Here is a 26,117-nt window from a genome sequence, read left to right on the forward strand (position 1 = left end):
CCCTTAATACGCGATGCGGATATCAGCGAAGCCCAACTCACGTTCGGCCTCGGGCGCTTCGTCGAACAGCAGGCGATGAATGCGCCGTGCCGACGCCTGGAACTCCACGCCACCGAGGCTATGCAGGTCGTATTGATGGCTGTGGATTTCCGCGCGTACCCGCCCAGGGTGGGGCGACAGCAACAGGATGCGATTGCCCACCACCAACGCTTCTTCGATGGAATGGGTGACGAACAACAGGGTGAAGCGCACCTCTTCCCAGAGCAGCAGCAACTCTTCCTGCATCTTGCGCCGGGTCAGCGCATCGAGGGCGGCGAAGGGTTCATCCATCAGCAGGATCTTCGGCTGCATGGCCAGGGCACGGGCGATGGCGACACGGGCTTTCATACCGCCGGACAGGGTGTGTGGGTAGGCGTCGGCAAAGGCGCTGAGGCCGACTTTGTCGAGGTAGTGCAGTGCACGTTCTTCGGCGTCGGCGCGCTTCAGGGTTTTGGAGGCCAACAGTGGAAACATCACGTTCTGTTTGACGGTTTTCCACGGCGGCAGTTGATCGAATTCCTGGAACACCACGATACGGTCCGGGCCCGGTTGCTCGACCTTTTGCCCCAACAGGCGGATCTCGCCTTCGCAGGGTTTGATAAACCCGGCGATGGATTTGAGCAAGGTGGACTTACCGCAACCCGAAGGGCCGAGCAGCACGTAGCGGTCGGCCGGGTCGATCTCGAAACTCACCTGGTGGGTGGCCCGCACCACGCGCTCGGGGGTGCGGTATTCCAGGCTGACGTTATCCACCGCGAGTAAGGGGCCGGTGGTGTGCAGGTTGCTGGCCGTGTGGCCTTGCAAGGGCGCGTTCATCTCAACTTCCTTGCAGGGGCTTGGCGTCCTGGAAGAAGTAGTCCTTCCACGATTCAGGCTTGTTCTTGATGGCGCCGACGCGGTAGAGGAATTCCGCCAGCGGGTAGGTGTTTTTCGGCGTGACGCTGAATTCGAACTGCGGGTTGTCGATGATTTTCAGCAGCTCGGCGCGGTCGATCTTGGCCTTGGTCACGCGGATGTAAGTGTCGGCTGCAGCGCCTTTGTCGTTCTGGGCGAACTGCGCGGCTTCGGTCAATGCCTCGACGAACGCCTTGTAGGTTTTTGGGTTGTCATTGCGGAATTTCTCGGTGGCGAACAATACCGTCGGTGAGTTCGGGCCCAGCAGGTCGTAGGTGTTGAGCACCACGTGCACGTTCGGGTTGGCCAGGGCCTGGTCCTGAAACGGCGGGTTGGAAAAATGCCCAGTCAGCTCGGTGCCGCCAGCGATCAGCGCTGCGGTTGCATCCGGGTGAGGGACGGCGACGGTGTACTTGTCGAGGCGATTGAATTCCTTGTCGCCCCACTGCTTGGCCGCCGCGTATTGCAGGAAGCGTGACTGCACCGATACGCCCACCGCCGGCACGGCAATGCGGTCCTTCTCGGTGAAATCGGCGATGGTCTTGACCTTGGGATTGTTGCTGACGAGGTAGTACGGGAAGTTACCCAGGGAAGCCACGGCCTTGACGTTCTGCTTGCCGTGGGTGCGATCCCAGATGGTCAGCAGCGGGCCGACACCGGCCCCGGCAATGTCGATGGAACCGGAGAGCAGTGCGTCATTGACTGCCGCGCCGCCAGACAACTGAGTCCAGTCGACCTTGATGTCGATGCCTTCCTGTTTACCGTATTTTTCGATCAGGTTCTGGTCGCGTACCACGTTCAGCAACAGGTAAACGATGCCGAATTGTTCGGCGATGCGGATCTCGCCCTCGGCCTGCGCGGCCGCCGGTGCAATCAGGCTGCCGGCCAAGAGGCTGACACCCAGGCCGACGGTCGCCGCCAGCCGTGCGAATGGAATTTTCCTGGACATGTCATGCTCCGATCAGAAAGGCGCGTCGCCCTGGATGGTGGTACGAAACAGCTTGCGGCGCAGATGGCTCGGGCAACCGGCGGCCAGGTGGATCAGCGAGCGGTTGTCCCAGAACACCAGATCGTGGGGCTGCCATTGGTGGCGGTAGATGTTTTCTGGTAACACGCTGTGGGCGTAGAGTTGGGCCAGCAAGTCGCGGCTCTCATCTTCCGGCAGGCCGACGATGCGGGTGGTGAAGCCCTCACTGACAAACAGCGCCTTGCGGCCGTTTTCCGGGTGGGTGCGCACGATGGGGTGCACGACTTCCGCCACCTGGGCGAGCTGCTCGGGGGTCAACGCGGGGCGCCAGTTGCCTTCGAATTTGGTTTCGCTGTAGCGCGCGGTATAAGAGTGGGCGGCGCTGCGGCCTTCGACGGCGTTGCGCAGATGCTCAGGCAATTGGTCCCAGGCTTTGTGCATATCGGCGAACAAGGTGTCGCCACCCTCCGAGGGCAGCTCCTGGGCGTGCAGCATCGAGCCCAGGCTCGGCAGTTCTTTATAGGACAGGTCCGAATGCCAGAATTTGCCGGCGTCACCCAGGCCGATGGATTGGCCGTTTTCGATAATGTTGGAGACGATCAGGATTTCCGGATGGTTGGCCAGCAGGAACTGCTTGAGTACGTGGATCTGCAGCACGCCGAAGCGGCGGCTGAAGGCAATCTGTTGTTCGGGCGTGATGCGTTGATCACGAAAGACCACGACATGATGGTCCAGGTGCGCACGGTGAATGCGTGCGAAATCCTGCTCGTTGACTGGGCGTGACAAATCCAGGCCAATGACCTCGGCGCCTACACTGCCAGGAAATGGACGAATCTCGAAGGTTTGGGCGGTAGCGGTCGCTGTTGGAACAGTAGAGGTGGCGGACATGAGGTCACTCCCGGTCAGACAGGAATGTGACTTTATAGATATAAGAACAGCTATTTAAATACCGTTAGCGAATATCGATAGACAAGAATGTACCGACCGAACCCATATTGCCTGACGATGGGGGAATAAACTGCAACAGCAAAGTGTTCATTCCAAAACCGCCGATAATGCAGCAATCGGCGCATGAAGCAGGCCGATGAACCCGGCAGTGTAAGACGCCGTAAATGTCGGTTGTGGGGGGCGGGAGTGTGATGTTGACGCGCTTACAAGCCGAAACCGTGCCCGTTTGACAAGCTTATGGGCAGTCTCTAGTGTGCATTGGATCCAATTAGCCACCCTATTAGTATAAGGAGGATAGCGTAACCGTGACGCAGAAGCCGAACCCTTTGAACAGCATCAAGATCAGCGGGCCTATTCCCGCCCATCTCGCTCGTTCCGTGATTGAAGAAACCTTGCGCAACGCCATCCTCGATGGACGCTTGCCGTGCGGTACCGCCATGCGCCAACAGGAATTGGCCAGCCTGTTCGGGGTCAGCCGAATGCCCGTGCGCGAAGCCCTGCGCCAGTTGGAAGCCCAGTCACTGTTGCATGTGGTGACGCACAAGGGTGCCGTGGTTGCACCGCTGATCGAGGATAACTCGGCGGAAACCTATGAACTGCGGATGTTGCTGGAGTCTGAAGCATTGCGCTTGTCGATTCCGTTGCTCACCGAGGCCGATATTGCCGAGGCGGATGCGATCATCGTCGCCCTGGAGCAGGAAAAAGACTACAGCGAGATTGGCCGCCTCAATCGGCTGTTCCACATGGCCCTGTATGGCAAGGCCCCGAACCAGCGGCTGCTCAATCTGGTGGAGCACGGGCTGAACGAAGAGGAGCGTTTCCTGCGTTATAACCTGGAGGCCATGGGGTTGGGCGAAACGTCCCAGGAAGATCACCGCGAATTGCTGAACCTGGTCGCCCAGAAGAAAACCCAGGAAAGCATCCTGACGCTGCGCAATCACTTGATGCGAGGCATGGAAGTGATCAGCGCGTACCTCAACGGCCTGGAGGCCGACGCCAAGAAAGGTAAGTACTAAGGCGCGCGGCCCTCCTGTCGCGAATATTCCTCACTCCGGGGCCCACTAACTCACTATTAGTGCCCCGCACAGAAGAAACGTCCCACCTGCCGTAAAGAAGCAACCTTACAGCACATATTATTTAGAAAAACTTCTAACACATTTGTATGCTCGCCAAATTGTTTAACCCGCTTATTATCTTTCTCTACTAAACCAGATAGTTCATTTCGACGTCGCGACGCCCCATATTGAGCGGCTCGCACGCCAGCGCCTGGTTAATACCTGCTCAATCCTTGCCAATTACAAAAACTCATCGCTGTTTCCACACAGCAGACGCAATAACTTATAGGCATCAACCATGCATCAACCGTTACTTGAAACAGTAAAACTGCAGTTATGCAGCCATTCGTTATTTACAGAAATAACTTCTCTACGAAAGTTGCAACTTTTTATGGAAAGCCATGTATTCGCTGTCTGGGATTTCATGACACTCGCCAAGCGCTTGCAACAGGAACTGACCTGCACGCGCCTACCCTGGTTGCCGCCTGTTGATCCACAGGCGGCACGCCTGATCAACGAGATCGTGCTGGCGGAGGAATCAGACGCACATCCTGCGCAAGGCTATTGCAGCCACTTCGAACTCTACCTGGAGGCCATGGCGGAAGTAGGCGCCAGCACCTCGGCTATCAGTCACTTCATTGCGCTGCAACGCAAGGGCCTTGAAGCAACTGCCGCCTTGCATGAAGTCGAGATTCTTCCCGGTGTGGCCCGCTTTGTCAGCGACACCCTGCACCTTGCACTAAATGCTCCTGCCCACTGCGTGGCCGCCACATTCCTGCACGGCCGCGAGCAAGTCATCCCCCCCATGTTCGAGCGCATCCTGCAATCCGAGGCGCTCAACCACCGTCAGGCGCCTACTCTGTGCGCCTACCTCAAGCGCCACATCGAATTGGACGCCCAGGACCATGGGCCGGCAGCAGAGCAGTTGCTTCTGCGCCTCTGCAGCGCAGACCCGGCCTACCCGCAACAGGCCAACGCTGCCGCCGTGGCTGCCGTCCAAAGCCGCATCGCGCTCTGGGATGGGGTTCGGGCTTCGCTGCACGGGATGAAGCCATGACCGCTGCCGATTACAAAACCATCGCCGACGACTGGGAGCGCCGCGCAACCATCCGCACACGTCCTCGCCGTTTGCTGGAGGACGATGACAAGTTGATCTACCCGTTGTGTCGCCAGCCCCTGGTGCTTTGTGCAACCTTTATCGAACACTGCCCGCAGTGGCGCGATTTTGTCTTGGCACAGAGCTTTTATAAATTCATCAACGACGTGGTGATATTCGAGACCGAGATTGTCGACCAGACTGCACGCGGCATTGCCAAGAATCGCTTCTCGGTGCCCTTCCCGCTTGCCTGTCGTATTGATGCAATGACCGTCGTTGTGGACGAGGACTACCACGCGTTGGTGGCACTGGATTTCCTCCAGCAAACCGTGACCATGACGGGTATACAACCACTGTCGCTGCCCCAGGAAATCGAATTGAGCCGGGCGCTTCCGGCGGCGCAGGCGCAGGTACCCGCTCACCTGCACGATGCCGTCGCGCTGATCGGCGTGGCCATTGCCGAAAACACCGTGACCCACGATGTGGCGGCCTTCTCCAAGGACGCCAGCGTCAAAGCCTCCGTCCGTGGCTTGATGGCCGACCACCTGGCCGATGAAGGCCGCCACGCACAATTCTGGACGCGATTGGTACGCCTGTATTGGCAGGCTGCCAGCGCCAACGACCGCGACAGCATTGCCAAGGTGCTACCGATTTTCCTGGCCCGGTACCTGACGAACGACCTGCAAAAGAACTTCGACCTGCAGTTGATCAACCACCTCGATATCAGCAGCCCCCTGCGCGACGCCTTGCACGATGAAGTCGCGGCGCTGGCCTTCCCCATCACCCGCCAGCATCCATTGATGGGCAATATCCTGGGCTTCCTGCAACACAGCGGCTTGCTGCAGACACCCAGTGTGGCCCAAGGGCTGGCCGACTACTTGCACGTGGCCGGGAGGGTGGCATGAGGCGCCTGACCATCGGATTTTCCGGCACCAGCAGCGCGTTAGCCGCTATCAGGCAGGAGCTGGAGCAGTATGGGTTCGTCTTGAGTGATGCCGGCTCGGACCTGTGGATCGATGACGGCAGCCAGTCGTTGCCGAACCCGTCACACCTAACCTCAGTGTTGGGCCTGCGCCTGGGGGTTGGCCCAGTGACCGACTGCGGGTTACCCGCACTGCAACTGCGCGCCTATGGGCCCGAGGGGCGACTAGCGGCGGTCCTTGAAATCGCAACGGAGCCCAGTGGGAACGGCCAGCGCCTGCGCCAGCAAGTGATCCAAGCGATGATGGAATGGGTTGCGCTGCACGTCAGTGGTTTTTCGCGCGACCCCGGATATTTCTCCATGAAAGCGGTCGCCAATGAATGGCCCGAGCAGGGTTTGGAGGCGCTTGACGCCTTGGCATTTGTTCACCGATTCAATCGCACCGAAGACCTCGCTGTCATGCGGGAGGCCCAGGTGCCTGTGATCGAACGGTTGCAGGCCAGCCTTCACCAATTCGCTGATCGGCGGGCGCTGAGCATCGACGGCAGCGTGGTGACTTACCGCGAGTTGCACGTGCAGGCCCTCATGATCCAGCAACAGTTAAGCCCTGTGTTGGGCGTCACGCAGGTACCACCGGTGGTTGGGGTTTGCCTGGAAAAGTCCGTAGCGTTGTACGCCAGTATTCTCGCGGTTATGGGCTGTGGCGCGGTGTATCTGCCGTTGGCTGCGGACCACCCACCCCAACGTCATCAGGCCTTGCTCGAGAACGCAGGGGCCCGGGTGTTGCTGGACGCCGGCCAGCACCCTTTGCGAGAGCGCTTCATTGCACTGGATGTGCGCAAGGTCGACCCGCAGGACACCGACTTGTTGCGTCCGCTGATGCACGCTCAGCCCGCCCTCGATTCGCCCTGCATGACGCTCTATACATCGGGGACCACCGGCCATCCCAAGGGGGTGTTGCTCAGCCAAGCCAACCTGGCGCATTTCGCGGCCTGGTTCAGGGCCTGCATGAACCTGGATGAGCAGAGCCGTGTCCTGCAGTTTTCACCGGTGAGCTTTGACTCGTCCCTGATCGATATTGTCCCTGCCCTGATAGCAGGCGCTGAGTTGATCGTCCCCAGCGCAGAGCAACGACACGACCCTCAGCAACTGCTCGATCTGCTCCATGGTCAGCGTGTTACCCATGCCTTTTTGCCCCCCTCGCTGCTGAGCATTCTGCCGCCCGATCAACCGCTGGGCCTGACGCACCTGTTGACCGGGGGCGACGTCTGCGAACCCCATGTCATCGACCGCCTGGCGGCGCAGTGCCATTTTCACAACCTCTACGGCCCCACGGAGGCCACCGTACTGATCACCCATCGTACGTTTCAACCTGGCGACAGCAACCGCAATCTCGGCCGGCCGATCGCCAACAGCCGGGTGTTGATCCTCGATGACGACCAGCAGCCGGTCGATGAAGAGGTGATGGGTGAGGTGTATATCGTTGGGCCTGGCGTAAGCCTGGGCTATGTGAACGACCCACCTCAGGCGACCAGTGCCTTTGTGGAGCTTGCAGTGCCTGGGGGCCAGCCCTTGCGCGCCTACCGCAGCGGCGATTTGGCCCGGTGGACCGCCGATGGAATCATGCTGGGCGGACGGCGTGATCATCAGGTGAAGATTCGTGGTTTTCGGGTCGGGCCCCAGGAGATTGAGCAGTGCCTGCGTACCAGCCGGCTGTATCGCCAAGTGGCGGTGGTGATCGACCCTGACCGCAGGATCCGTGGCTTTGTCGCCCAACCCGAACCCGGGGCCACCCTGGCGGCCCTGCAGCAACACGCGCGGCAGTGGCTGCCCGACTACATGCGGCCCGGCTTCTGGGATGAGTTGGCACGCATGCCGTGCGCCAGCAACGGCAAGATCGACCGTGAGGCGTTACTGGCAGTGCCGCTCCAGCCCAACGTGCAGGAGGACGGTGGCACGGCACACACGCCGCTTCAAGTTCGGTTGACTCGCCTGTGGAGCGAACTGTTGACGCTGCCCGAGGGTGAAGTGCCTATCGATGAGAGCTTCTTCGATCTCGGCGGCCACTCGATTGTGCTATCGACGTTGTTGCTGCGCGTTCGCGAGCAGTTTGGTCGTAGCTTCGCACTGAGTCACTTCATTGAAGTACCGACGATTCGTACGCTCGCAACGCTGCTGGAGAACGGTGAACGACCCGATGCTTCCTGCGATGCTGCTGCTCGCGATGCTCAACGGGACTGGACTTTCAACACGCTGCCCGAGGACCGCGCAGGCGACCCACACAAAGTGATCGTGACGGGGGCCAACAGTTTTGTTGGTGTTCATATCGTCGAGGCACTGCTGGCCGCAGGTGCAACGACCGTGGCGTGCCTGGTACGTGAGACGCCAGGGCAGTCGGCGATGGCGCGATTCACTCAGGCGTTGCGTGAGTACCGCCTGGAACATCTGGACCTGGGCAGGGTGCAGGTATTCGCCGCCGATATCAGCCTCCCTCGGTTGGGCCTGGCCAGCGACGCGTATGATGCTATCGCCCAGGACTTCGGGGTGCTGATACACAACGCAGCACGGGTCAATCACGTGATGGACTATACATCGCTGGCCAGGGACAATGTTGCCCCCCTGTTCGAATGCCTGTGCCTGTGTGAGACCCACAGCAAGAAGGTCCTGAACTTTGTCTCGACACTGTCCGCTTCGAGCGCTGTCGACTCGCAGGGTTATGTCCTCGAAGCGCCCGCCGCACCGACGTTGCCGCTGTACATCAAGAATGGCTACAACCTGTCCAAATGGGTTGCCGAGCGCCAACTGGGTCGTGCGGTGGAGCGCGGCGCCTGGGTGAATATCCATCGACCCGGCAACATCAGTTTCAACAGTCACAATGGCGCCTGCCAACCACAGAAAAATCGTCTGATGCTGATGCTCAAGGGGTCACTGCAGCTGGGCCTGATGCCCCGGTTGACGCTGAACTTCGACCTGATGCCGGTGGACTTCCTGGCGCGCTTCATTGCATTCCACTGCGGCCGCTTTCAGGCCGACAGGCATGTGTTCAACCTGCATAACCCCGAGCCTTTGAGCTGGATGGACTACCTGGATGCGTTCAGTCAGGCGGGGCACCGTTTCAAGCGGGTGAGTATCGCGCAATGGCAACAGGCGCTGCGAACGGTAAACCAGGACAACGCACTGTTTGGCGTGCTCGGTTTCTACCTCGATCGCCTCGACGAAGACATCGGCGACACATCGATGATTCGCCACGACAACGCACAACAGGGTATCCAGCAGATGGGGGCACGCTACCCCGAAAAAGACCCGGCGTTGTTGAGCAAAGGCTGCAACTACCTCAAGACCATCGGCTTTCTTTGAACGCCTCAGGACAACCTCATGAAACTGCTGCAACCCGATACGTTAATTCGCAATCCGAACGGCCTGCCGATAATGGCGTCCGTCACGGTCAACTGCTGTGCCTCTCGCCTGTGGGCCATGGTGGGGCAGTTTGCCGGCTTCGATGTGTTTATTCCGGACCTGATGCATATCGAAATGACCGGCTCAGGCGTGGGCGCATTGCGGACTAAATTTTTCCGCGATGGTAACTGTGTCGTGGAACAGCTCAATAGCCGGGACGAACAGGCCATGCACATGACCTGGACCACAATCTACAACACACTGGGCGTGGCCAGGTTATGGGCGGCGATCCATGTGGAAACGCTTGAAAAGGAGCGCTCCAGGGTGACATGGACAATTATTGCTGAGCCCACGGAGGGGGTGGGCCCAGGGTTTGAACAGTTTGTGCAGGGCTTCGCCAACAGTGCCCTGGAAAACGTTCGTCGGTTGCTTGGCTAAGCGGCAGGCGCGACGCGCGTCGCTCCTGCCATTCAGTCAGCGGGTTAGATCTTGAAGCTATCAACCAGTTGCTTCAACCGATTGGCCTGCTGCGACAGGGCATCGCAATCCTTGAGGGTTTCATTCAGATTGGCCACGCCCTGCTGGTTCAGCAAGTTGATCTGGTTGATGTCCACATTGAGGGTTTCCACCACGGCAGTTTGTTCTTCGGTGGCGGCAGCCACGGACTGGTTCATTCCGTCGATCTCGACAATTCGCTGCGTCACGCTGACCAGGCGCTCACCGGCCTGGTTCGCGACCTCTACGCTTTCTTCGCTGGAGGTCTGGCTGGCGTTCATGGTAGTGACCGCTTCACGCGAGCCCACTTGCAGCGAGGTGATCATTTTGTGGATTTCCTCGGCCGACTCCTGGGTTCGATGAGCCAGGTTGCGCACTTCGTCCGCGACCACTGCAAAACCTCGACCGGCCTCACCCGCACGCGCCGCCTCGATGGCAGCGTTAAGCGCCAGCAAGTTGGTTTGCTGGGAGATGCCTTTGATCACATCAAGGATGTGACCAATGTTGTCGGTGCTGGCGTTCAGGGTTTCGATCTGGGTGCAGGACAAACTGATCTTCTGCGACAGCTCCGACATCGCAAGAATAGTTTGCTCCACGACTTTGCGCCCATCGTCGGCTTGCTCACTGGCACCACTGGCGTGCTGTGAAGCATCCGCGGCGTTGCGCGCAATTTCCTGGGTAGCGGCACCCAGTTCATTGATCGCTGCGGCCACGCTATTGGTGCGTGCACTCTGCTCATCGGAACCGATGATAGAGGCATTGGACGAGGCCATTACACGCTGGGACAAGTCGTGTACCTGGCGGGTTGCCGAAGACACTTCCGAAATCGAAGCGTGGATGCGCTCTACAAATTGATTGAACGCACTGCCGACTTCGCCGAATTCGTCCTTGCTGGTGACAGCCAGGCGACGGGTCAGGTCACCCTCGCCCTGGGCAATGTCCTGCATCGCTACGCCCATGGTGGTGAGGGGTCGCAGCAAGACTTGGATCAGCAAGCTCAGGAGCACGGCGATCACGACCACGGCGATCAGCATGGCGATCAACGCGGAAGTTCGGAACTTGCCCAGCGGCGCGTAGGCTTTGTCTTTATCAATCGACAGGCCGATATACCAATCTGCGCCAGGCAAACCACTGATAGGGGTGAAGGACAGGATGCGGTCCTGCCCATTGAGGACGACGTCCTGGCTGACCTTGTCGATACGCACCTGGGTGCCAGGGTAGATGTCCTTGAGGTTCTTCATCACTTGGTCCTGATCAGGACTGACGATGACTTGGCCGTCGCCGCTGACCAGGAATGCGTGGCCGATACCGCCGAAGTCCACCGAGTTGATGATCTTCACCAAGGTTTGCAAGCTCAGGTCACCGCCGACGACGCCGAGCAATTCACCGTTCTTTTTCACCGGCATGGCGATAGTCACGATCTGTCCACCCACTGCGGCCATGTAGGGTGGCGTGAGCATGGGTTTATCTGCGGCCACTGCCTGCTTGTACCAAGGGCGCTGACGGGGGTCATAGCCATCGGGCATTTTCGCGTCGGGGCGCTGGGTGAACACGCCGTTGGTTTGGCCGACGTAGGTGAACTGGAAGTTCGAAGTGAATGCCGCTTGATCGACCAGACCGGGAAGGTCGGCACCACTGCCTTGGTGGGCAACGTTTTGCGTGAGGCTTTCGAGTACCAGTATTCGACCACTGAGCCAGTTCTGAACACTGCTGGCGGTGAGTTCACCGGATTGTTGGATGGACGACTCCAGGTTCTGCGTGATGGTGCTGCGTTGCAGGTAGTCGTTGTAGAGGGTGAATAACGCGAAGGCCAGAACCACGACGCCTGACGCGGCCAACAGAATTTTATGACTGAACTTGAGATTCATTTCATCGACTTCTTTTGCCAAAGGGGGGTGAGCGTGCCGAGTGGAACATTCCATGTAACGCGATAGGCGGACTCTCGGGCCGCTCTATTTCGGTGCACGCATGGCTCATCAGGCTTTCGGCAAGGCCGCGACAAAGCTTAGAAAATTGTGAGATAGATCCTCTTTTAACGTAGGAAACCGACAAGTGGTTACTCGACGAGGATCGATGTTGCAAAATTTTCCTCCCTCCCGAACAATGCGACTAATTATCATTTGTGACGTTTGGCTGAGCTCGCTTGAATGCTGTCTGCTGAGTACCTCCCGTGTGAAAGCGCTGTTCAGGCGCTGTATTGCACCCATCACAGTTGGCTGAACACCTGGCTGCGTAGCCGTCTGGGTAACGCGGCGGATGCTGCCGACCTGGCACAAGACACCTTTGTGCGCCTGCTACAGAAAACCGAACGCTTTGAACTCAAGGCTCCCCGGGCCTTTTTGCGCACCATTGCACGAGGGTTGGTGATTGATCACTGGCGCCGCGAAGAGATCGAACGGGCTTACCTCGAATCTATCGCCCATTTGCCCGAGGCATTGGCACCGAGCGCGGAAGCGCGGGCGCTGGTGTTGGAATTACTGGAAGACATCTCCCGTCTTCTGGAGGGGCTGAAGCCTAAGGTGCGTCAGGCATTTCTGCTGGCTCAGTGCGATGGGCTGACACACAAGCAAATCGCGATGCACATGGGCGTGTCGCTGCGCTCGGTGGAGCGTTATGTGGCCGAGGCGCTCTACCATTGCTATGTCCTGCGATATGAAACATGACACCCATGGATAATTCCGCGGTTTGCGGGCCTGATCCCCGAGTGATCAAACAGGCCATCAGTTGGGCGCTGCGCCTGCGTAACAACCGTGCCAATGTCCGTCTGCGCGAGCAGTGTGAGCAGTGGCGCGAAGCTCACCACGACCACGAAGTGGCCTGGCAACGGGTACAGGCGCTGCAACAGGAGTTGAGCGGCACTCTGGCAGCGATTCCGGGCGCGCGCGTGGCGCTGGAAAACAGTGCGCAGGGGTTGGGCCGTCGACAGGCGTTGAAGCTATTGACCGGCGTGCTGGTGGCTGGCTCAGCGGCCTGGGCAAGCCGGGATCTGACTGGCTGGCAGCGCTGGACCTCCGACTTCGCAACCGCCACCGGCGAGCGTCGTAGCATCCAGTTGTCCGATGGCACGCGCCTGCAACTCAATACTGACAGTGCCGTAGACCTTGCCTTCAACCCTCAGCAGCGCCTGATAAACCTGGTGCGCGGTGAAATCCTGGTGACGTGCGGTGCCGCTGCGTCGGCACCCTTGTTGGTTCAAACACGTCACGGCTTGTTCGAAGGTATCGACGGACGTTTCGCAGTCCACCAAACCAGTGACTGCACGCGGTTAAGTGTGGTCAGCGGCAACGTAACCATCCATTCACCCCACCAGCCGAATGGGTTGTCGACCCAGGCCCACGCAGGAGACAACTACCTCGTGCGTCAGACCCAGGCCCTCCTTGCTCCACCCCTGGCCATGGACATTGGCGCCTGGGCCGATGGACTGATCGTGACGCGGACTATGCGTCTTGCGGATTTTCTATCAGAGGTTGGGCGCTATCGACCGGGTTACCTGGGTTGCGCGGCAGAGGTTGCGGATTTACGGCTTTCGGGCGTCTACCGCCTGGAGAACACCGATCAATTGCTGGCGATCCTGGCGCGAACGTTGCCGGTTCAAGTGCGTTACCGCACGCGTTGGTGGGTGAGCCTGGAACGGTTGGCCTGATCGTTTTTTTTGGCGGCTTTTTTCCATGAGTCCGGCTTAGACAGTAAGCCTATCAATCTGCCCTCACCGGCCTCTACGGAATCTGATCATGACTGTGTATTTCCACCACAACGCTTCCTACCCGTTATTGGGAAAAGCCATACGCGTGGCATTAATGTCCACGGCGTTGGGCATCAGCATGACACCGATCACCGGTATGGCTGCACAGGCCGGTATCACGCAGGCCAATCAACGCTACGAGATACCCGCAGGCCCACTGGGTGAGGTGCTCAACCAATTCGCGCGGCAGGCAGGCATTACCCTTTCCAGCACGCCCGCGCAAACCCAAGGTCGCCAGTCAGCAGGGCTGTTGGGGGAATATTCCGCCGGACAGGGGTTGAATCAGCTGCTCAATGGCTCAGGGCTGCAGGCCGTTTCTGAAGACGGTGTGAGTTTTGTATTGCAGGCCGTGCAGGAAAGTAGTGCCCTGACGTTGCCAACCACTGATATCAAGGGCTTTGCATTGGGCAATGCGTTGGGAAGCATGGATGGCTACAACGCGACTCACAGCCAGATCGCAACCAAGACCAGTACGGCCTTGCTGGAGACCTCGCAAACCGTCTCGGTGGTCACGCGCGAGCAGATGGATGACCAAGGCTCGCAGACAGTCGCTCAAGCCATGCGCTACACGCCTGGTGTGTTGACCAACCCCTACGGCGCGACGCACCGGTATGACTATGTGGCGATGCGTGGCTTCAATGATGGATCGGTGGATAACATCTACCTCGATGGTTTGAAGTCCATGGGGGATAGCGGCACCTACAGCACCATGCAGGTTGACCCGTATTTCCTGGAACGTGTAGATATTCTCAAGGGGCCTTCCTCCGTGTTGTATGGGCGTAGTTCACCTGGCGGCTTAGTGGCGCTTACCAGCAAGAAGCCCCTGTTCGAGCCTTATCATCAGGTTCAGGCGACAGTCGGCAGCAATGGTCAACGCGGTATGGGTTTTGACTTCAGCGGTCCGGTAGATGACGACAAGCGCGTCGCCTATCGTCTGACTGGCTTAGCGGATAAATCCGACACGCAATTCGACCACGCCAAGGAAAAGCGCTACGCACTGGCGCCGACATTGAGCATCGACTTTACCGATGACACCTCGCTGACGCTCCAGGCTTATCTGCAGCACGACCCAGAGGGTGGTTATCACGGCGGTATGCCGGCCGATGGTGCGCTGCATCAACGCAACGGCCAGAGGATCTCCAGTCACTTCTTTGAGGGTGAACCGGGGGTCGATGGCTACAAGCGCGACCAGCAGTCGTTTGGCTATCAGTTTGAGCATCGCTTCAATGATGTCTTCACTGCGCGACAGAACTTCCGTTACCTGGACTCCAAGGTGAAGTTGGATCAGGTGTATGGCTATGGGTGGACCACACCGACCAGCAATGAGCTGAACCGCTACTATTCAGGGGGTGATGAGAAGCTGCATGCGTTCATCATCGATAACATGCTGCAGGCCGAGTTTTTCACAGGGGCGACTAAACACACGGTATTGATGGGTGCCGACTATCAGCGGCGTAAAACAGTAGTGGACTGGACGAGCGGATCACTGCAGCCAATCAACGCATTCAATCCTGTGTATGGCAATTCCTCTATCAGCTATTACAACCCAACCAGTTATCTGCGCCGGCTGGAGCAGACTGGCGTCTATCTGCAAGACCTGATTGAAATGGATAAGTGGCGGTTTTCCCTGGGGCTACGGCAGGACTGGGTAGAGACCTCCGACGAAAACCGGATCGCCGAGACGAGCCGGCCGGTTGGCACGGAAATAAGCGACAAACGCACCAAGCTCACTGGGCGTGCGGGGGCCTTGTATCTGTTTGATAACGGCCTGGCGCCCTACGTCAGTTATTCCGAATCCTTTAATCCCAACTCCTATTCAGACAGCGCCGGCAACCCGTTGGCACCGACTGATGGGACGCAGTGGGAAGTGGGGCTGAAATACCAGCCGCCAGGCACGGACAATTTTTTTACCGCGTCGTGGTTCCGTATCGACCAGGAAAACCTTGCGACCAAGCTGCCCCAGGAAAACTTTTATCGTGCTGTAGGGGCTGTGCGATCGCAGGGGTTGGAGTTGGAGGCCCATGTGCAGCTGACCGAGAACTTGAAGCTGTTGGGTAGCTATACCTTTACTGACATCGAATACTCCAAGTCGATGGTGAGCACCCTGAGCACAGCTGGCAATCTGATTGAGAACCAGGGCAACTCTCCGACTCAAGCCCCGCGTCACATGGCGTCCGTGTGGGCTGACTATAAATTTAATCAGGGTGCCTTGGATGGGTTGAGGCTTGGAGGCGGATTGCGCTATGTGGGCTATAGCTGGGCGGATGCGGAAAACACAATGAAGGTACCTTCTTACACCTTGTTTGATGCCTCTGTGGGGTATGACCTGGGTAAGGTTGGACTGAAGGGTGTCGATGTAAGACTCAATGCCAACAACCTTACCAACGAGACTTACGTGGCTTCCTGTGCCAGCCTGAACTTCTGTTATTTGGGGGAAGAGCGAAACGTCAGCGCGACGGTGAGTTACCAGTTCTGATTCGCCCGTGTTTCACCCAAGCCAGCGCCTGATGTCAGGCGCTGGCTTTTTTGTTTCTAACTGCGGCTTCTCCTCGGTTTACCACGCGAAGAGTGGCTCGCGTCACCGCAGAAGGGCGAGAAACTGGATCGCCAGGCCCCTAAACGACAAAACCCCTGTCTGCGTTAGCAGACAGGGGTTTCGGAATTCAATCTTGACGATGACCTACTCTCACATGGGGAAACCCCACACTACCATCGGCGATGCATCGTTTCACTGCTGAGTTCGGGATGGGATCAGGTGGTTCCAATGCTCTATGGTCGTCAAGAAATTCTGTGTACCAGACCGTTGCGCTAGCAACGTGCCGGTGAAATTCATGGACTTCTACATAAACAAAACCCCTGTTTGCGTTAGCAAACAGGGGTTCTGGAATTTAATCTTGACGATGACCTACTCTCACATGGGGAAACCCCACACTACCATCGGCGATGCATCGTTTCACTGCTGAGTTCGGGATGGGATCAGGTGGTTCCAATGCTCTATGGTCGTCAAGAAATTCGGGTACTGAGTCGTGACCAGTTGGTCTCGCTTCAGCAAATTGGGTATGTGATAGCTTTCGGTGTTTTGTGAACGTCGAACTTTCGGTTCATTTCGTCTTCACACACCGCAATCTGATGCTCGTTAGAGTAGTCAAATTGCTTGGGTGTTATATGGTCAAGCCTCACGGGCAATTAGTATTGGTTAGCTCAACGCCTCACAGCGCTTACACACCCAACCTATCAACGTCGTAGTCTTCGACGGCCCTTCAGGGAACTCAAGGTTCCAGTGAGATCTCATCTTGAGGCTAGTTTCCCGCTTAGATGCTTTCAGCGGTTATCTATTCCGAACATAGCTACCCGGCAATGCCACTGGCGTGACAACCGGAACACCAGAGGTTCGTCCACTCCGGTCCTCTCGTACTAGGAGCAGCCCCTCTCAAATCTCAAACGTCCACGGCAGATAGGGACCGAACTGTCTCACGACGTTCTAAACCCAGCTCGCGTACCACTTTAAATGGCGAACAGCCATACCCTTGGGACCGGCTTCAGCCCCAGGATGTGATGAGCCGACATCGAGGTGCCAAACACCGCCGTCGATATGAACTCTTGGGCGGTATCAGCCTGTTATCCCCGGAGTACCTTTTATCCGTTGAGCGATGGCCCTTCCATACAGAACCACCGGATCACTAAGACCTACTTTCGTACCTGCTCGACGTGTCTGTCTCGCAGTCAAGCGCGCTTTTGCCTTTATACTCTACGACCGATTTCCGACCGGTCTGAGCGCACCTTCGTACTCCTCCGTTACTCTTTAGGAGGAGACCGCCCCAGTCAAACTACCCACCATACACTGTCCTCGATCCGGATAACGGACCTGAGTTAGAACCTCAAAGTTGCCAGGGTGGTATTTCAAGGATGGCTCCACGCGAACTGGCGTCCACGCTTCAAAGCCTCCCACCTATCCTACACAAGCAAATTCAAAGTCCAGTGCAAAGCTATAGTAAAGGTTCACGGGGTCTTTCCGTCTAGCCGCGGATACACTGCATCTTCACAGCGATTTCAATTTCACTGAGTCTCGGGTGGAGACAGCGCCGCCATCGTTACGCCATTCGTGCAGGTCGGAACTTACCCGACAAGGAATTTCGCTACCTTAGGACCGTTATAGTTACGGCCGCCGTTTACCGGGGCTTCGATCAAGAGCTTCGCGTTAGCTAACCCCATCAATTAACCTTCCGGCACCGGGCAGGCGTCACACCCTATACGTCCACTTTCGTGTTTGCAGAGTGCTGTGTTTTTAATAAACAGTCGCAGCGGCCTGGTATCTTCGACCGGCATGAGCTTACGGAGCAAGTCCTTCACCCTCACCGGCGCACCTTCTCCCGAAGTTACGGTGCCATTTTGCCTAGTTCCTTCACCCGAGTTCTCTCAAGCGCCTTGGTATTCTCTACCCAACCACCTGTGTCGGTTTGGGGTACGGTTCCTGGTTACCTGAAGCTTAGAAGCTTTTCTTGGAAGCATGGCATCAACCACTTCGCTAACTAAAAGTTAGCTCGTCATCAGCTCTCGGCCTTAAGATCCCGGATTTACCTAAGATCTCAGCCTACCACCTTAAACTTGGACAACCAACGCCAAGCTGGCCTAGCCTTCTCCGTCCCTCCATCGCAATAACCAGAAGTACAGGAATATTAACCTGTTTTCCATCGACTACGCTTTTCAGCCTCGCCTTAGGGACCGACTAACCCTGCGTCGATTAACGTTGCGCAGGAAACCTTGGTCTTTCGGCGTGGGTGTTTTTCACACCCATTGTCGTTACTCATGTCAGCATTCGCACTTCTGATACCTCCAGCAAGCTTCTCAACTCACCTTCACAGGCTTACAGAACGCTCCTCTACCGCATCACTTACGTGATACCCGTAGCTTCGGTGTATGGTTTGAGCCCCGTTACATCTTCCGCGCAGGCCGACTCGACTAGTGAGCTATTACGCTTTCTTTAAAGGGTGGCTGCTTCTAAGCCAACCTCCTAGCTGTCTAAGCCTTCCCACATCGTTTCCCACTTAACCATAACTTTGGGACCTTAGCTGACGGTCTGGGTTGTTTCCCTTTTCACGACGGACGTTAGCACCCGCCGTGTGTCTCCCATGCTCGGCACTTGTAGGTATTCGGAGTTTGCATCGGTTTGGTAAGTCGGGATGACCCCCTAGCCGAAACAGTGCTCTACCCCCTACAGTGATACATGAGGCGCTACCTAAATAGCTTTCGAGGAGAACCAGCTATCTCCGAGCTTGATTAGCCTTTCACTCCGATCCACAGGTCATCCGCTAACTTTTCAACGGTAGTCGGTTCGGTCCTCCAGTTAGTGTTACCCAACCTTCAACCTGCCCATGGATAGATCGCCCGGTTTCGGGTCTATTCCCAGCGACTAGACGCCCTATTAAGACTCGCTTTCGCTACGCCTCCCCTATTCGGTTAAGCTCGCCACTGAAAATAAGTCGCTGACCCATTATACAAAAGGTACGCAGTCACAGAACAAAGTCTGCTCCCACTGCTTGTACGCATACGGTTTCAGGATCTATTTCACTCCCCTCTCCGGGGTTCTTTTCGCCTTTCCCTCACGGTACTAGTTCACTATCGGTCAGTCAGTAGTATTTAGCCTTGGAGGATGGTCCCCCCATATTCAGACAAAGTTTCTCGTGCTCCGTCCTACTCGATTTCATGACTAAGAGATTTTCGCGTACAGGGCTATCACCCACTATGGCCGCACTTTCCAGAGCGTTCCGCTAATCTCAAAGCCACTTAAGGGCTAGTCCCCGTTCGCTCGCCACTACTAAGGGAATCTCGGTTGATTTCTTTTCCTCAGGGTACTTAGATGTTTCAGTTCCCCTGGTTCGCCTCTTGCACCTATGTATTCAGTACAAGATAACCATCTTATGATGGCTGGGTTCCCCCATTCAGACATCTCCGGATCAAAGTCTGTTTGCCGACTCCCCGAAGCTTTTCGCAGGCTACCACGTCTTTCATCGCCTCTGACTGCCAAGGCATCCACCGTATGCGCTTCTTCACTTGACCATATAACCCCAAGCAATCTGGTTATACTGTGAAGACGACATTCGCCGAAAATTCGAATTTCTCAATTAAGAGAACTCACAAATTTTACCTTAGCCTGATCCGTTACCAGTGAAAGTAACGTTCAGTCTATCTTTCTATCACATACCCAAATTTTTAAAGAACGATCTAATCAAAGACTAGAAATCAACATTCACCATCAACCTGATGGAATGCTCATTTCTAAGCTTTCATAACTTTCAGAAGCAGTAGTGGTGGAGCCAAACGGGATCGAACCGTTGACCTCCTGCGTGCAAGGCAGGCGCTCTCCCAGCTGAGCTATGGCCCCGTATTTCTACAGGCGTTTCCCACACAAAATTGGTGGGTCTGGGCAGATTCGAACTGCCGACCTCACCCTTATCAGGGGTGCGCTCTAACCAACTGAGCTACAGACCCAATTTCGGGCTGCTTCTTATCGTCTTCTTCAATGAATCAAGCAATTCGTGTAGGAACTTATGGAGCAGCTGATGTCGTCGATTAAGGAGGTGATCCAGCCGCAGGTTCCCCTACGGCTACCTTGTTACGACTTCACCCCAGTCATGAATCACACCGTGGTAACCGTCCTCCCGAAGGTTAGACTAGCTACTTCTGGTGCAACCCACTCCCATGGTGTGACGGGCGGTGTGTACAAGGCCCGGGAACGTATTCACCGCGACATTCTGATTCGCGATTACTAGCGATTCCGACTTCACGCAGTCGAGTTGCAGACTGCGATCCGGACTACGATCGGTTTTATGGGATTAGCTCCACCTCGCGGCTTGGCAACCCTCTGTACCGACCATTGTAGCACGTGTGTAGCCCAGGCCGTAAGGGCCATGATGACTTGACGTCATCCCCACCTTCCTCCGGTTTGTCACCGGCAGTCTCCTTAGAGTGCCCACCATTACGTGCTGGTAACTAAGGACAAGGGTTGCGCTCGTTACGGGACTTAACCCAACATCTCACGACACGAGCTGACGACAGCCATGCAGCACCTGTCTCAATGTTCCCGAAGGCACCAATCTATCTCTAGAAAGTTCATTGGATGTCAAGGCCTGGTAAGGTTCTTCGCGTTGCTTCGAATTAAACCACATGCTCCACCGCTTGTGCGGGCCCCCGTCAATTCATTTGAGTTTTAACCTTGCGGCCGTACTCCCCAGGCGGTCAACTTAATGCGTTAGCTGCGCCACTAAAAGCTCAAGGCTTCCAACGGCTAGTTGACATCGTTTACGGCGTGGACTACCAGGGTATCTAATCCTGTTTGCTCCCCACGCTTTCGCACCTCAGTGTCAGTATTAGTCCAGGTGGTCGCCTTCGCCACTGGTGTTCCTTCCTATATCTACGCATTTCACCGCTACACAGGAAATTCCACCACCCTCTACCATACTCTAGTCAGTCAGTTTTGAATGCAGTTCCCAGGTTGAGCCCGGGGATTTCACATCCAACTTAACAAACCACCTACGCGCGCTTTACGCCCAGTAATTCCGATTAACGCTTGCACCCTCTGTATTACCGCGGCTGCTGGCACAGAGTTAGCCGGTGCTTATTCTGTCGGTAACGTCAAAATTGCAGAGTATTAATCTACAACCCTTCCTCCCAACTTAAAGTGCTTTACAATCCGAAGACCTTCTTCACACACGCGGCATGGCTGGATCAGGCTTTCGCCCATTGTCCAATATTCCCCACTGCTGCCTCCCGTAGGAGTCTGGACCGTGTCTCAGTTCCAGTGTGACTGATCATCCTCTCAGACCAGTTACGGATCGTCGCCTTGGTGAGCCATTACCCCACCAACTAGCTAATCCGACCTAGGCTCATCTGATAGCGCAAGGCCCGAAGGTCCCCTGCTTTCTCCCGTAGGACGTATGCGGTATTAGCGTCCGTTTCCGAACGTTATCCCCCACTACCAGGCAGATTCCTAGGCATTACTCACCCGTCCGCCGCTCTCAAGAGAAGCAAGCTTCTCTCTACCGCTCGACTTGCATGTGTTAGGCCTGCCGCCAGCGTTCAATCTGAGCCATGATCAAACTCTTCAGTTCAAACATCTTTGGGTTTTTAAGAAACCCTAAACTTGGCTCAGCAATCGTTGGTTACATCTTTGATTTCTCGCGGAGTAACTTGTGATGCTGATAATCTTGTTGACTATCAGTCTGACTCCACAAGCACCCACACGAATTGCTTGATTCAGTTGTTAAAGAGCGGTTGGTTAAGATCTTTCGTCTCAACCGAGGCGCGCATTCTACAGCAGCCTCATTTGCTGTCAAGTGATTATTTTCAGAAGTTTTCGAAGATTTCTTCAACAACTTCAACCACTTGCGCTTCCGATCTCTCGTTAGCGGGAGGCGAATTCTACAGCGTTACACGCTGCTGTCAACACCTCTTTTTCTCCGCTTTCGACCGAGAAGATCGAAACGTTAATAGAGCCAAACAACACTGCTCTACCAACTCCTTCTGGGCTTCGATGAACTGAAGCAAGTCGCTGTCGAATTCTGCGTAACTCTTTGTTTACCAAGGAGTTTTCCGTTTCGACTGCGCCGGAAGTGGGGCGAATTATAGACTTCCAGAATCTGCCGTCAACCCTTAATTTTACTTTTCTATCAATTAGTTAGAGTTGATTAAAAAACCATCAATATAAAGCCGCTTATGCCCTCTATATAGAAGATGGGATCAGATAACACCCGCCGCCTTCAATGCGACCACATTCGCCACACCCAATCCCAACACCTCTTGAAGCACCTTGGCCGTGTGCTCCCCCAGCAGGGGAGGCGCACTACGGTACTCCACAGGCGTCTTGGACAGCCGTATCGGATTGGCAACCTGAGGCACCATCCCTGCCAAGGCATGAGGTAACGCCATCGCCAGCCCACGCGCCTTCACCTGGGGATCGGCAAACACCTGCGCCAAATCATTGATAGGCCCACACGGCACTCCAACCCGCTCCAACTGTGACACCCACTCAGCCGTCGTCTTGAATACCGTCGCCTGACGAATCAACGGGATCAGCTCCGCCCGATTGGCCACCCGCACCTTATTAGTAGAGAAGCGCGGATCATCTGCCCACTGTGGCTGCCCAGCCACTTCAGCAAACTTGCGAAACTGCCCGTCATTCCCCACCGTCAGGATGAAATCACCGTCGGCCGTGGGAAAGTCCTGGTAAGGCACGATATTCGGATGCGCATTCCCCAAGCGCTTTGGCGGCACGCCCGTCGTCAGGTAATTCATCGCCTGATTGGCCAGGCATGCCACCTGCACATCCAGCAACGCCATATCGATGTGCTGCCCACCACCGTCATGGTCCCGATGGGCCAGTGCCGCCAGTATTGCCACGGTCGAGTAAAGCCCCGTAAGGATGTCAGTCAGCGCCACGCCCACCTTCACCGGCCCAGCGCCATCCTCCCCCTCGGGCCGGCCGGTCAGGCTCATCAGCCCGCCCAGCCCCTGAATCATGAAGTCATAGCCCGCACGCGCCGCATAAGGCCCGGTCTGACCGAAGCCCGTGATCGAGCAGTAGATCAGCTCCGGGTTGATCTCCTTGAGCGACTCATAATCCAAACCATACGCTGCCAGGCCGCCCACCTTGAAATTCTCGATCAAAATGTCCGACTTGGCCGCCAGCTCACGCACCAGCGCCTGCCCCTCAGGCCGTGTGAAGTCGATTGTCACCGACTCCTTATTGCGATTGGCCGACAGGTAATACGCTGCCTCGCTAGTGTTCTCGCCATAGGCATCCTTAAGGAAGGGCGGTCCCCAGGCGCGTGTGTCGTCGCCACTACCCGGCCGTTCGACCTTGATGACCTCAGCCCCAAGGTCCGCAAGGATCTGCCCGGACCAAGGGCCCGCCAGTACTCGCGATAAATCCAGTACCCGCAGATGCGAAAGCGCGCCCATGCCGTGCTCCTATTAATAGAACGCCTGAAGACCGGTTTGCGCACGCCCCAGAATCAAGGCATGCACGTCATGAGTACCTTCATAGGTATTGACCACCTCCAGGTTGACCAGATGACGCGCCACCCCGAATTCGTCGGAAATACCATTGCCACCCAGCATGTCCCGAGCCATGCGCGCGATATCCAGGGACTTGCCGCACGAGTTGCGCTTCATGATCGAAGTGATCTCGACCGCAGCCGTGCCTTCGTCCTTCATGCGCCCCAGGCGCAGGCAGCCCTGCAAGGCCAAGGTGATCTCAGTCTGCATATCGGCCAGCTTTTTCTGGATCAACTGGGTAGCCGCCAACGGACGCCCGAACTGATGACGATCGAGCGTGTATTGGCGAGCGGTATGCCAGCAGAACTCGGCAGCGCCCAACGCGCCCCAGGAGATGCCATAGCGTGCAGAGTTAAGGCAGGTGAACGGCCCCTTCAAACCACGCACGTCCGGGAAGATGTTCTCTTCCGGGACAAACACGTTGTCCATGACGATCTCGCCGGTGATGGAAGCGCGCAGCCCGACCTTGCCATGAATCGCCGGAGCGCTCAGGCCCTTCCAGCCTTTCTCCAGGACAAAGCCGCGGATATCACCGGCATCGTCCTTGCCCCACACCACAAACACATCCGCGATCGGGCTATTGGTGATCCACATTTTTGCGCCTGTCAGGCTATAACCACCTTCCACCTTGCGCGCACGGGTAATCATCGCGCCTGGGTCGGAACCATGGTTAGGCTCTGTCAGACCAAAGCAACCGATCCATTCGCCAGAAGCCAGCTTCGGCAGGTACTTCTGTTTCTGCGTCTCGGTGCCGAACTCGTTAATCGGCACCATGACCAGTGACGACTGCACACTCATCATCGAGCGATAGCCGGAGTCGACACGCTCCACCTCACGGGCAATCAACCCATAACTGACATAGTTCAAGCCGCTGCCACCGTACTGCTCGGGGATCATCGCACCGAGCAAACCGGTCTCGCCCATCTCGCGGAAAATGGCAGGGTCGGTCTTTTCATGGCGGAAGGCTTCGAGCACACGCGGCGCCAACTTGTCCTGGGCGAACTGCTCAGCACTGTCGCGCACCATGCGCTCTTCTTCGGTGAGCTGTTGATCCAGCAGCAGTGGATCGATCCAGTTGAAGCTTGCCTTGCCAGCCATGAATAAGTCCTCGCGAAAAGAATCAGAAGTCGTGGAAGCAGCCTAGGCCCAGCAAGCGCAGAGGGCAAACGAGGTTTCTGCATAGGGTTGTGCTAATTTCTCACTTCGAACAGCGGCAAATGGCGCATATGCGCCTTGGTAAGTGAGGACACGGTATATGCGCAGAAAAATTCCCAGCACCACCGCCCTTGTCAGTTTTGAAGCGGCCGCCCGCCACGAGAGCTTTACCAAAGCGGCGCAGGAGCTTTCGATCACTCAAGGTGCCATCTGTCGACAGATCGCCAGCCTTGAGGAGTTTTTGAGTGTCGAGCTGTTTCGCCGCTCACGGCGTGGGGTAAAGCTGACGGAAGCGGGGCTGTCCTATAGCCGTCGCGTCGCCACACAACTGGATGCGGTAGAGCGCGACACGCTGTCCGTCATGGGCCAGCAGGGCGCTAACACCATCGAGCTGGCCGTGGTCCCGACATTCGGCACTCAGTGGCTGATACCTCGCCTCAAGGACTTCCAACGCCAGCATCCTGAAGTCACGGTCAACCTCACGAACCGAACACGCCCTTTCCTGTTTGCCGACACCGAATTCGACGCCGCAATCTACTTCGGCGATGCCGACTGGTCCGGCACCGAGTCCCATCGACTGATGGGGGAAAACCCCGTTCCCGTGTGCAGTCCTCGGCTATTGGGTAACCGCACGCAGTTCAGCCCCCAGGACATCGCAGAACTGCCGCTCCTGCAGCAGACCACCCGACCCTATGCGTGGCGCCAATGGTTCAACGCCCAGCAACTGAACATTCCCCGCGACATGACAGGTCCGCGTTACGAGCTATTCTCGATGTTGTCCCAAGCCGCCATGCATGACATGGGCATCGCCCTAATACCCCCGTTCCTTATCCAACGTGAGCTGGAGGAGGGCCAACTGGTGGTCGCGAGCCCCGAAGCACTGAGCAGCTCGAAGGCTTATTACCTGATGATTCCTGACAGGAAGGTCGAATCCGCGTCATTGCATGCCTTCCGGGACTGGCTGGTCGACCAGTCAAAGCGCTACAGCCCAGGTATTTAAAGGATAAACTCGATTTGCTGACTTTGTAGTCAGCAATCATTCAAGCCTACAGATATACATATATGTCGCATTTAAACAGACTGTATCTGTCAGTCGAAAATAAGGCTCAAGGCCATGATCTACTTGGCTTGTAGCGACTAATACAAGCCAATGGCCGACTATTCACACCAACGATGACAAAAGATTGCAAAAGCGTCTGCAGCCCTTTAAGCCCATGTATTTGAAGCGGTTATTACAGGGTATTGCGACAATCAGTCACAGGGTGACTTGTAGTTAATTTTTCGTCACCCGTCATAATCCCTTGATGGCCGTAAAGTTCGCCTGCAAAATGCCGCGCCCCGCTGTCATTTCAGCG

The 26,117-nt window shown here is 56.6% G+C and carries 15 protein-coding genes, 2 tRNA genes and 4 rRNA genes; 9 read left to right on the plus strand and 12 right to left on the minus strand.

All coding sequences use genetic code 11. The annotated features are described in order from the left end of the window. Nucleotides 1–3: 3 nt before the first annotated feature. From AC0IYN_RS09750 to AC0IYN_RS09760, 3 genes are read right to left on the minus strand one after another with little or no spacing between them, the layout of a single operon-like run. On the minus strand, nucleotides 4–855 hold the full coding sequence (locus tag AC0IYN_RS09750) for an ABC transporter ATP-binding protein (RefSeq protein ID WP_406597226.1): 852 nt from the start codon (nucleotides 853–855) through the stop codon (nucleotides 4–6). A gap of 1 nt (nucleotide 856) precedes the next feature. After that, nucleotides 857–1,882 carry an ABC transporter substrate-binding protein gene (locus AC0IYN_RS09755; protein WP_406597225.1) on the minus strand — a complete coding sequence of 342 codons (1,026 nt, stop codon included), beginning with the start codon at nucleotides 1,880–1,882 and terminating at the stop codon, nucleotides 857–859. 12 nt (nucleotides 1,883–1,894) lie between these two features. Further along, nucleotides 1,895–2,788 (minus strand): TauD/TfdA dioxygenase family protein, encoded by an 894-nt coding sequence (locus tag AC0IYN_RS09760; RefSeq protein ID WP_406597224.1) that lies wholly within the window; start codon nucleotides 2,786–2,788, stop codon nucleotides 1,895–1,897. Between the two features lie 365 nt (nucleotides 2,789–3,153). Here AC0IYN_RS09760 and AC0IYN_RS09765 point away from each other — a divergent pair, with 365 nt between their 5' ends. The 5 genes from AC0IYN_RS09765 to AC0IYN_RS09785 all read left to right on the plus strand — a co-directional run bounded on the left by AC0IYN_RS09765 (nucleotide 3,154) and on the right by AC0IYN_RS09785 (nucleotide 9,755). Further along, nucleotides 3,154–3,864, plus strand: a complete 711-nt coding sequence (locus AC0IYN_RS09765; RefSeq protein ID WP_406597223.1) for a GntR family transcriptional regulator — start codon at nucleotides 3,154–3,156, stop codon at nucleotides 3,862–3,864. 337 nt (nucleotides 3,865–4,201) lie between these two features. Continuing rightward, the gene (locus AC0IYN_RS09770) at nucleotides 4,202–4,960 is read left to right on the plus strand and encodes a DUF3050 domain-containing protein (RefSeq protein ID WP_457266878.1); all 759 of its coding nucleotides are present in this window, start codon (nucleotides 4,202–4,204) and stop codon (nucleotides 4,958–4,960) included. Further along, entirely contained in the window at nucleotides 4,957–5,904 is a 948-nt protein-coding gene (locus AC0IYN_RS09775; protein WP_406597221.1) for a diiron oxygenase, read from the plus strand. Before AC0IYN_RS09770 ends, AC0IYN_RS09775 begins: the two co-directional genes overlap by 4 nt. Next, nucleotides 5,901–9,278, plus strand: a complete 3,378-nt coding sequence (locus AC0IYN_RS09780) for an amino acid adenylation domain-containing protein (protein ID WP_471841232.1) — start codon at nucleotides 5,901–5,903, stop codon at nucleotides 9,276–9,278. The genes AC0IYN_RS09775 and AC0IYN_RS09780 overlap by 4 nt, the downstream gene beginning before the upstream one ends. Before the next feature lie 18 nt (nucleotides 9,279–9,296). After that, complete coding sequence (locus tag AC0IYN_RS09785; RefSeq protein WP_406597219.1) at nucleotides 9,297–9,755, plus strand: SRPBCC family protein; 459 nt, start codon at nucleotides 9,297–9,299, stop codon at nucleotides 9,753–9,755. 44 nt (nucleotides 9,756–9,799) lie between these two features. Here AC0IYN_RS09785 and AC0IYN_RS09790 read toward each other — a convergent pair whose 3' ends face one another. Continuing rightward, nucleotides 9,800–11,680, minus strand: a complete 1,881-nt coding sequence (locus AC0IYN_RS09790; protein ID WP_406597218.1) for a methyl-accepting chemotaxis protein — start codon at nucleotides 11,678–11,680, stop codon at nucleotides 9,800–9,802. Nucleotides 11,681–11,959: 279 nt separating this feature from the next. Here AC0IYN_RS09790 and AC0IYN_RS09795 point away from each other — a divergent pair, with 279 nt between their 5' ends. The 3 genes from AC0IYN_RS09795 to AC0IYN_RS09805 all read left to right on the plus strand — a co-directional run bounded on the left by AC0IYN_RS09795 (nucleotide 11,960) and on the right by AC0IYN_RS09805 (nucleotide 16,030). Next, nucleotides 11,960–12,475 carry a sigma-70 family RNA polymerase sigma factor gene (locus AC0IYN_RS09795; RefSeq protein ID WP_457247911.1) on the plus strand — a complete coding sequence of 172 codons (516 nt, stop codon included), beginning with the start codon at nucleotides 11,960–11,962 and terminating at the stop codon, nucleotides 12,473–12,475. Beyond that, the gene (locus AC0IYN_RS09800; protein WP_471841235.1) at nucleotides 12,472–13,455 is read left to right on the plus strand and encodes a FecR domain-containing protein; all 984 of its coding nucleotides are present in this window, start codon (nucleotides 12,472–12,474) and stop codon (nucleotides 13,453–13,455) included. Before AC0IYN_RS09795 ends, AC0IYN_RS09800 begins: the two co-directional genes overlap by 4 nt. Nucleotides 13,456–13,543: 88 nt before the next feature. After that, nucleotides 13,544–16,030 carry a TonB-dependent siderophore receptor gene (locus AC0IYN_RS09805; protein WP_471841237.1) on the plus strand — a complete coding sequence of 829 codons (2,487 nt, stop codon included), beginning with the start codon at nucleotides 13,544–13,546 and terminating at the stop codon, nucleotides 16,028–16,030. A 191-nt stretch (nucleotides 16,031–16,221) separates the two neighbouring features. Here the strand turns inward: AC0IYN_RS09805 and rrf (AC0IYN_RS09810) are convergent. The 8 genes from rrf (AC0IYN_RS09810) to AC0IYN_RS09845 form a co-directional block, all read right to left on the minus strand. After that, nucleotides 16,222–16,337: ribosomal RNA gene (gene rrf, locus AC0IYN_RS09810) — 5S ribosomal RNA — on the minus strand. A 109-nt stretch (nucleotides 16,338–16,446) separates the two neighbouring features. Continuing rightward, nucleotides 16,447–16,562 (minus strand): 5S ribosomal RNA (gene rrf, locus AC0IYN_RS09815). A 157-nt stretch (nucleotides 16,563–16,719) separates the two neighbouring features. Beyond that, nucleotides 16,720–19,611 (minus strand): 23S ribosomal RNA (locus AC0IYN_RS09820). Between the two features lie 249 nt (nucleotides 19,612–19,860). Beyond that, a tRNA-Ala gene (locus AC0IYN_RS09825) sits at nucleotides 19,861–19,936 on the minus strand. Nucleotides 19,937–19,966: 30 nt separating this feature from the next. Then, nucleotides 19,967–20,043: transfer RNA gene (locus tag AC0IYN_RS09830), tRNA-Ile, on the minus strand. Nucleotides 20,044–20,125: 82 nt separating this feature from the next. After that, nucleotides 20,126–21,662 (minus strand): 16S ribosomal RNA (locus tag AC0IYN_RS09835). Together the 16S, 23S and 5S rRNA genes with 2 tRNA genes alongside form the textbook arrangement of a ribosomal RNA operon. Nucleotides 21,663–22,290: 628 nt before the next feature. Further along, on the minus strand, nucleotides 22,291–23,511 hold the full coding sequence (locus AC0IYN_RS09840; protein WP_406596129.1) for a CaiB/BaiF CoA transferase family protein: 1,221 nt from the start codon (nucleotides 23,509–23,511) through the stop codon (nucleotides 22,291–22,293). Nucleotides 23,512–23,523: 12 nt separating this feature from the next. Next, entirely contained in the window at nucleotides 23,524–24,705 is a 1,182-nt protein-coding gene (locus tag AC0IYN_RS09845) for an acyl-CoA dehydrogenase (RefSeq protein ID WP_471841239.1), read from the minus strand. A 157-nt stretch (nucleotides 24,706–24,862) separates the two neighbouring features. Between AC0IYN_RS09845 and AC0IYN_RS09850 the strand changes: the two genes are divergently transcribed. Beyond that, nucleotides 24,863–25,762 (plus strand): LysR family transcriptional regulator, encoded by a 900-nt coding sequence (locus tag AC0IYN_RS09850; protein WP_078046274.1) that lies wholly within the window; start codon nucleotides 24,863–24,865, stop codon nucleotides 25,760–25,762. The last annotated feature ends 355 nt before the right edge of the window (nucleotides 25,763–26,117 follow it).

The sequence above is a fragment of the Pseudomonas sp. AC112 genome, assembly GCF_979253545.1.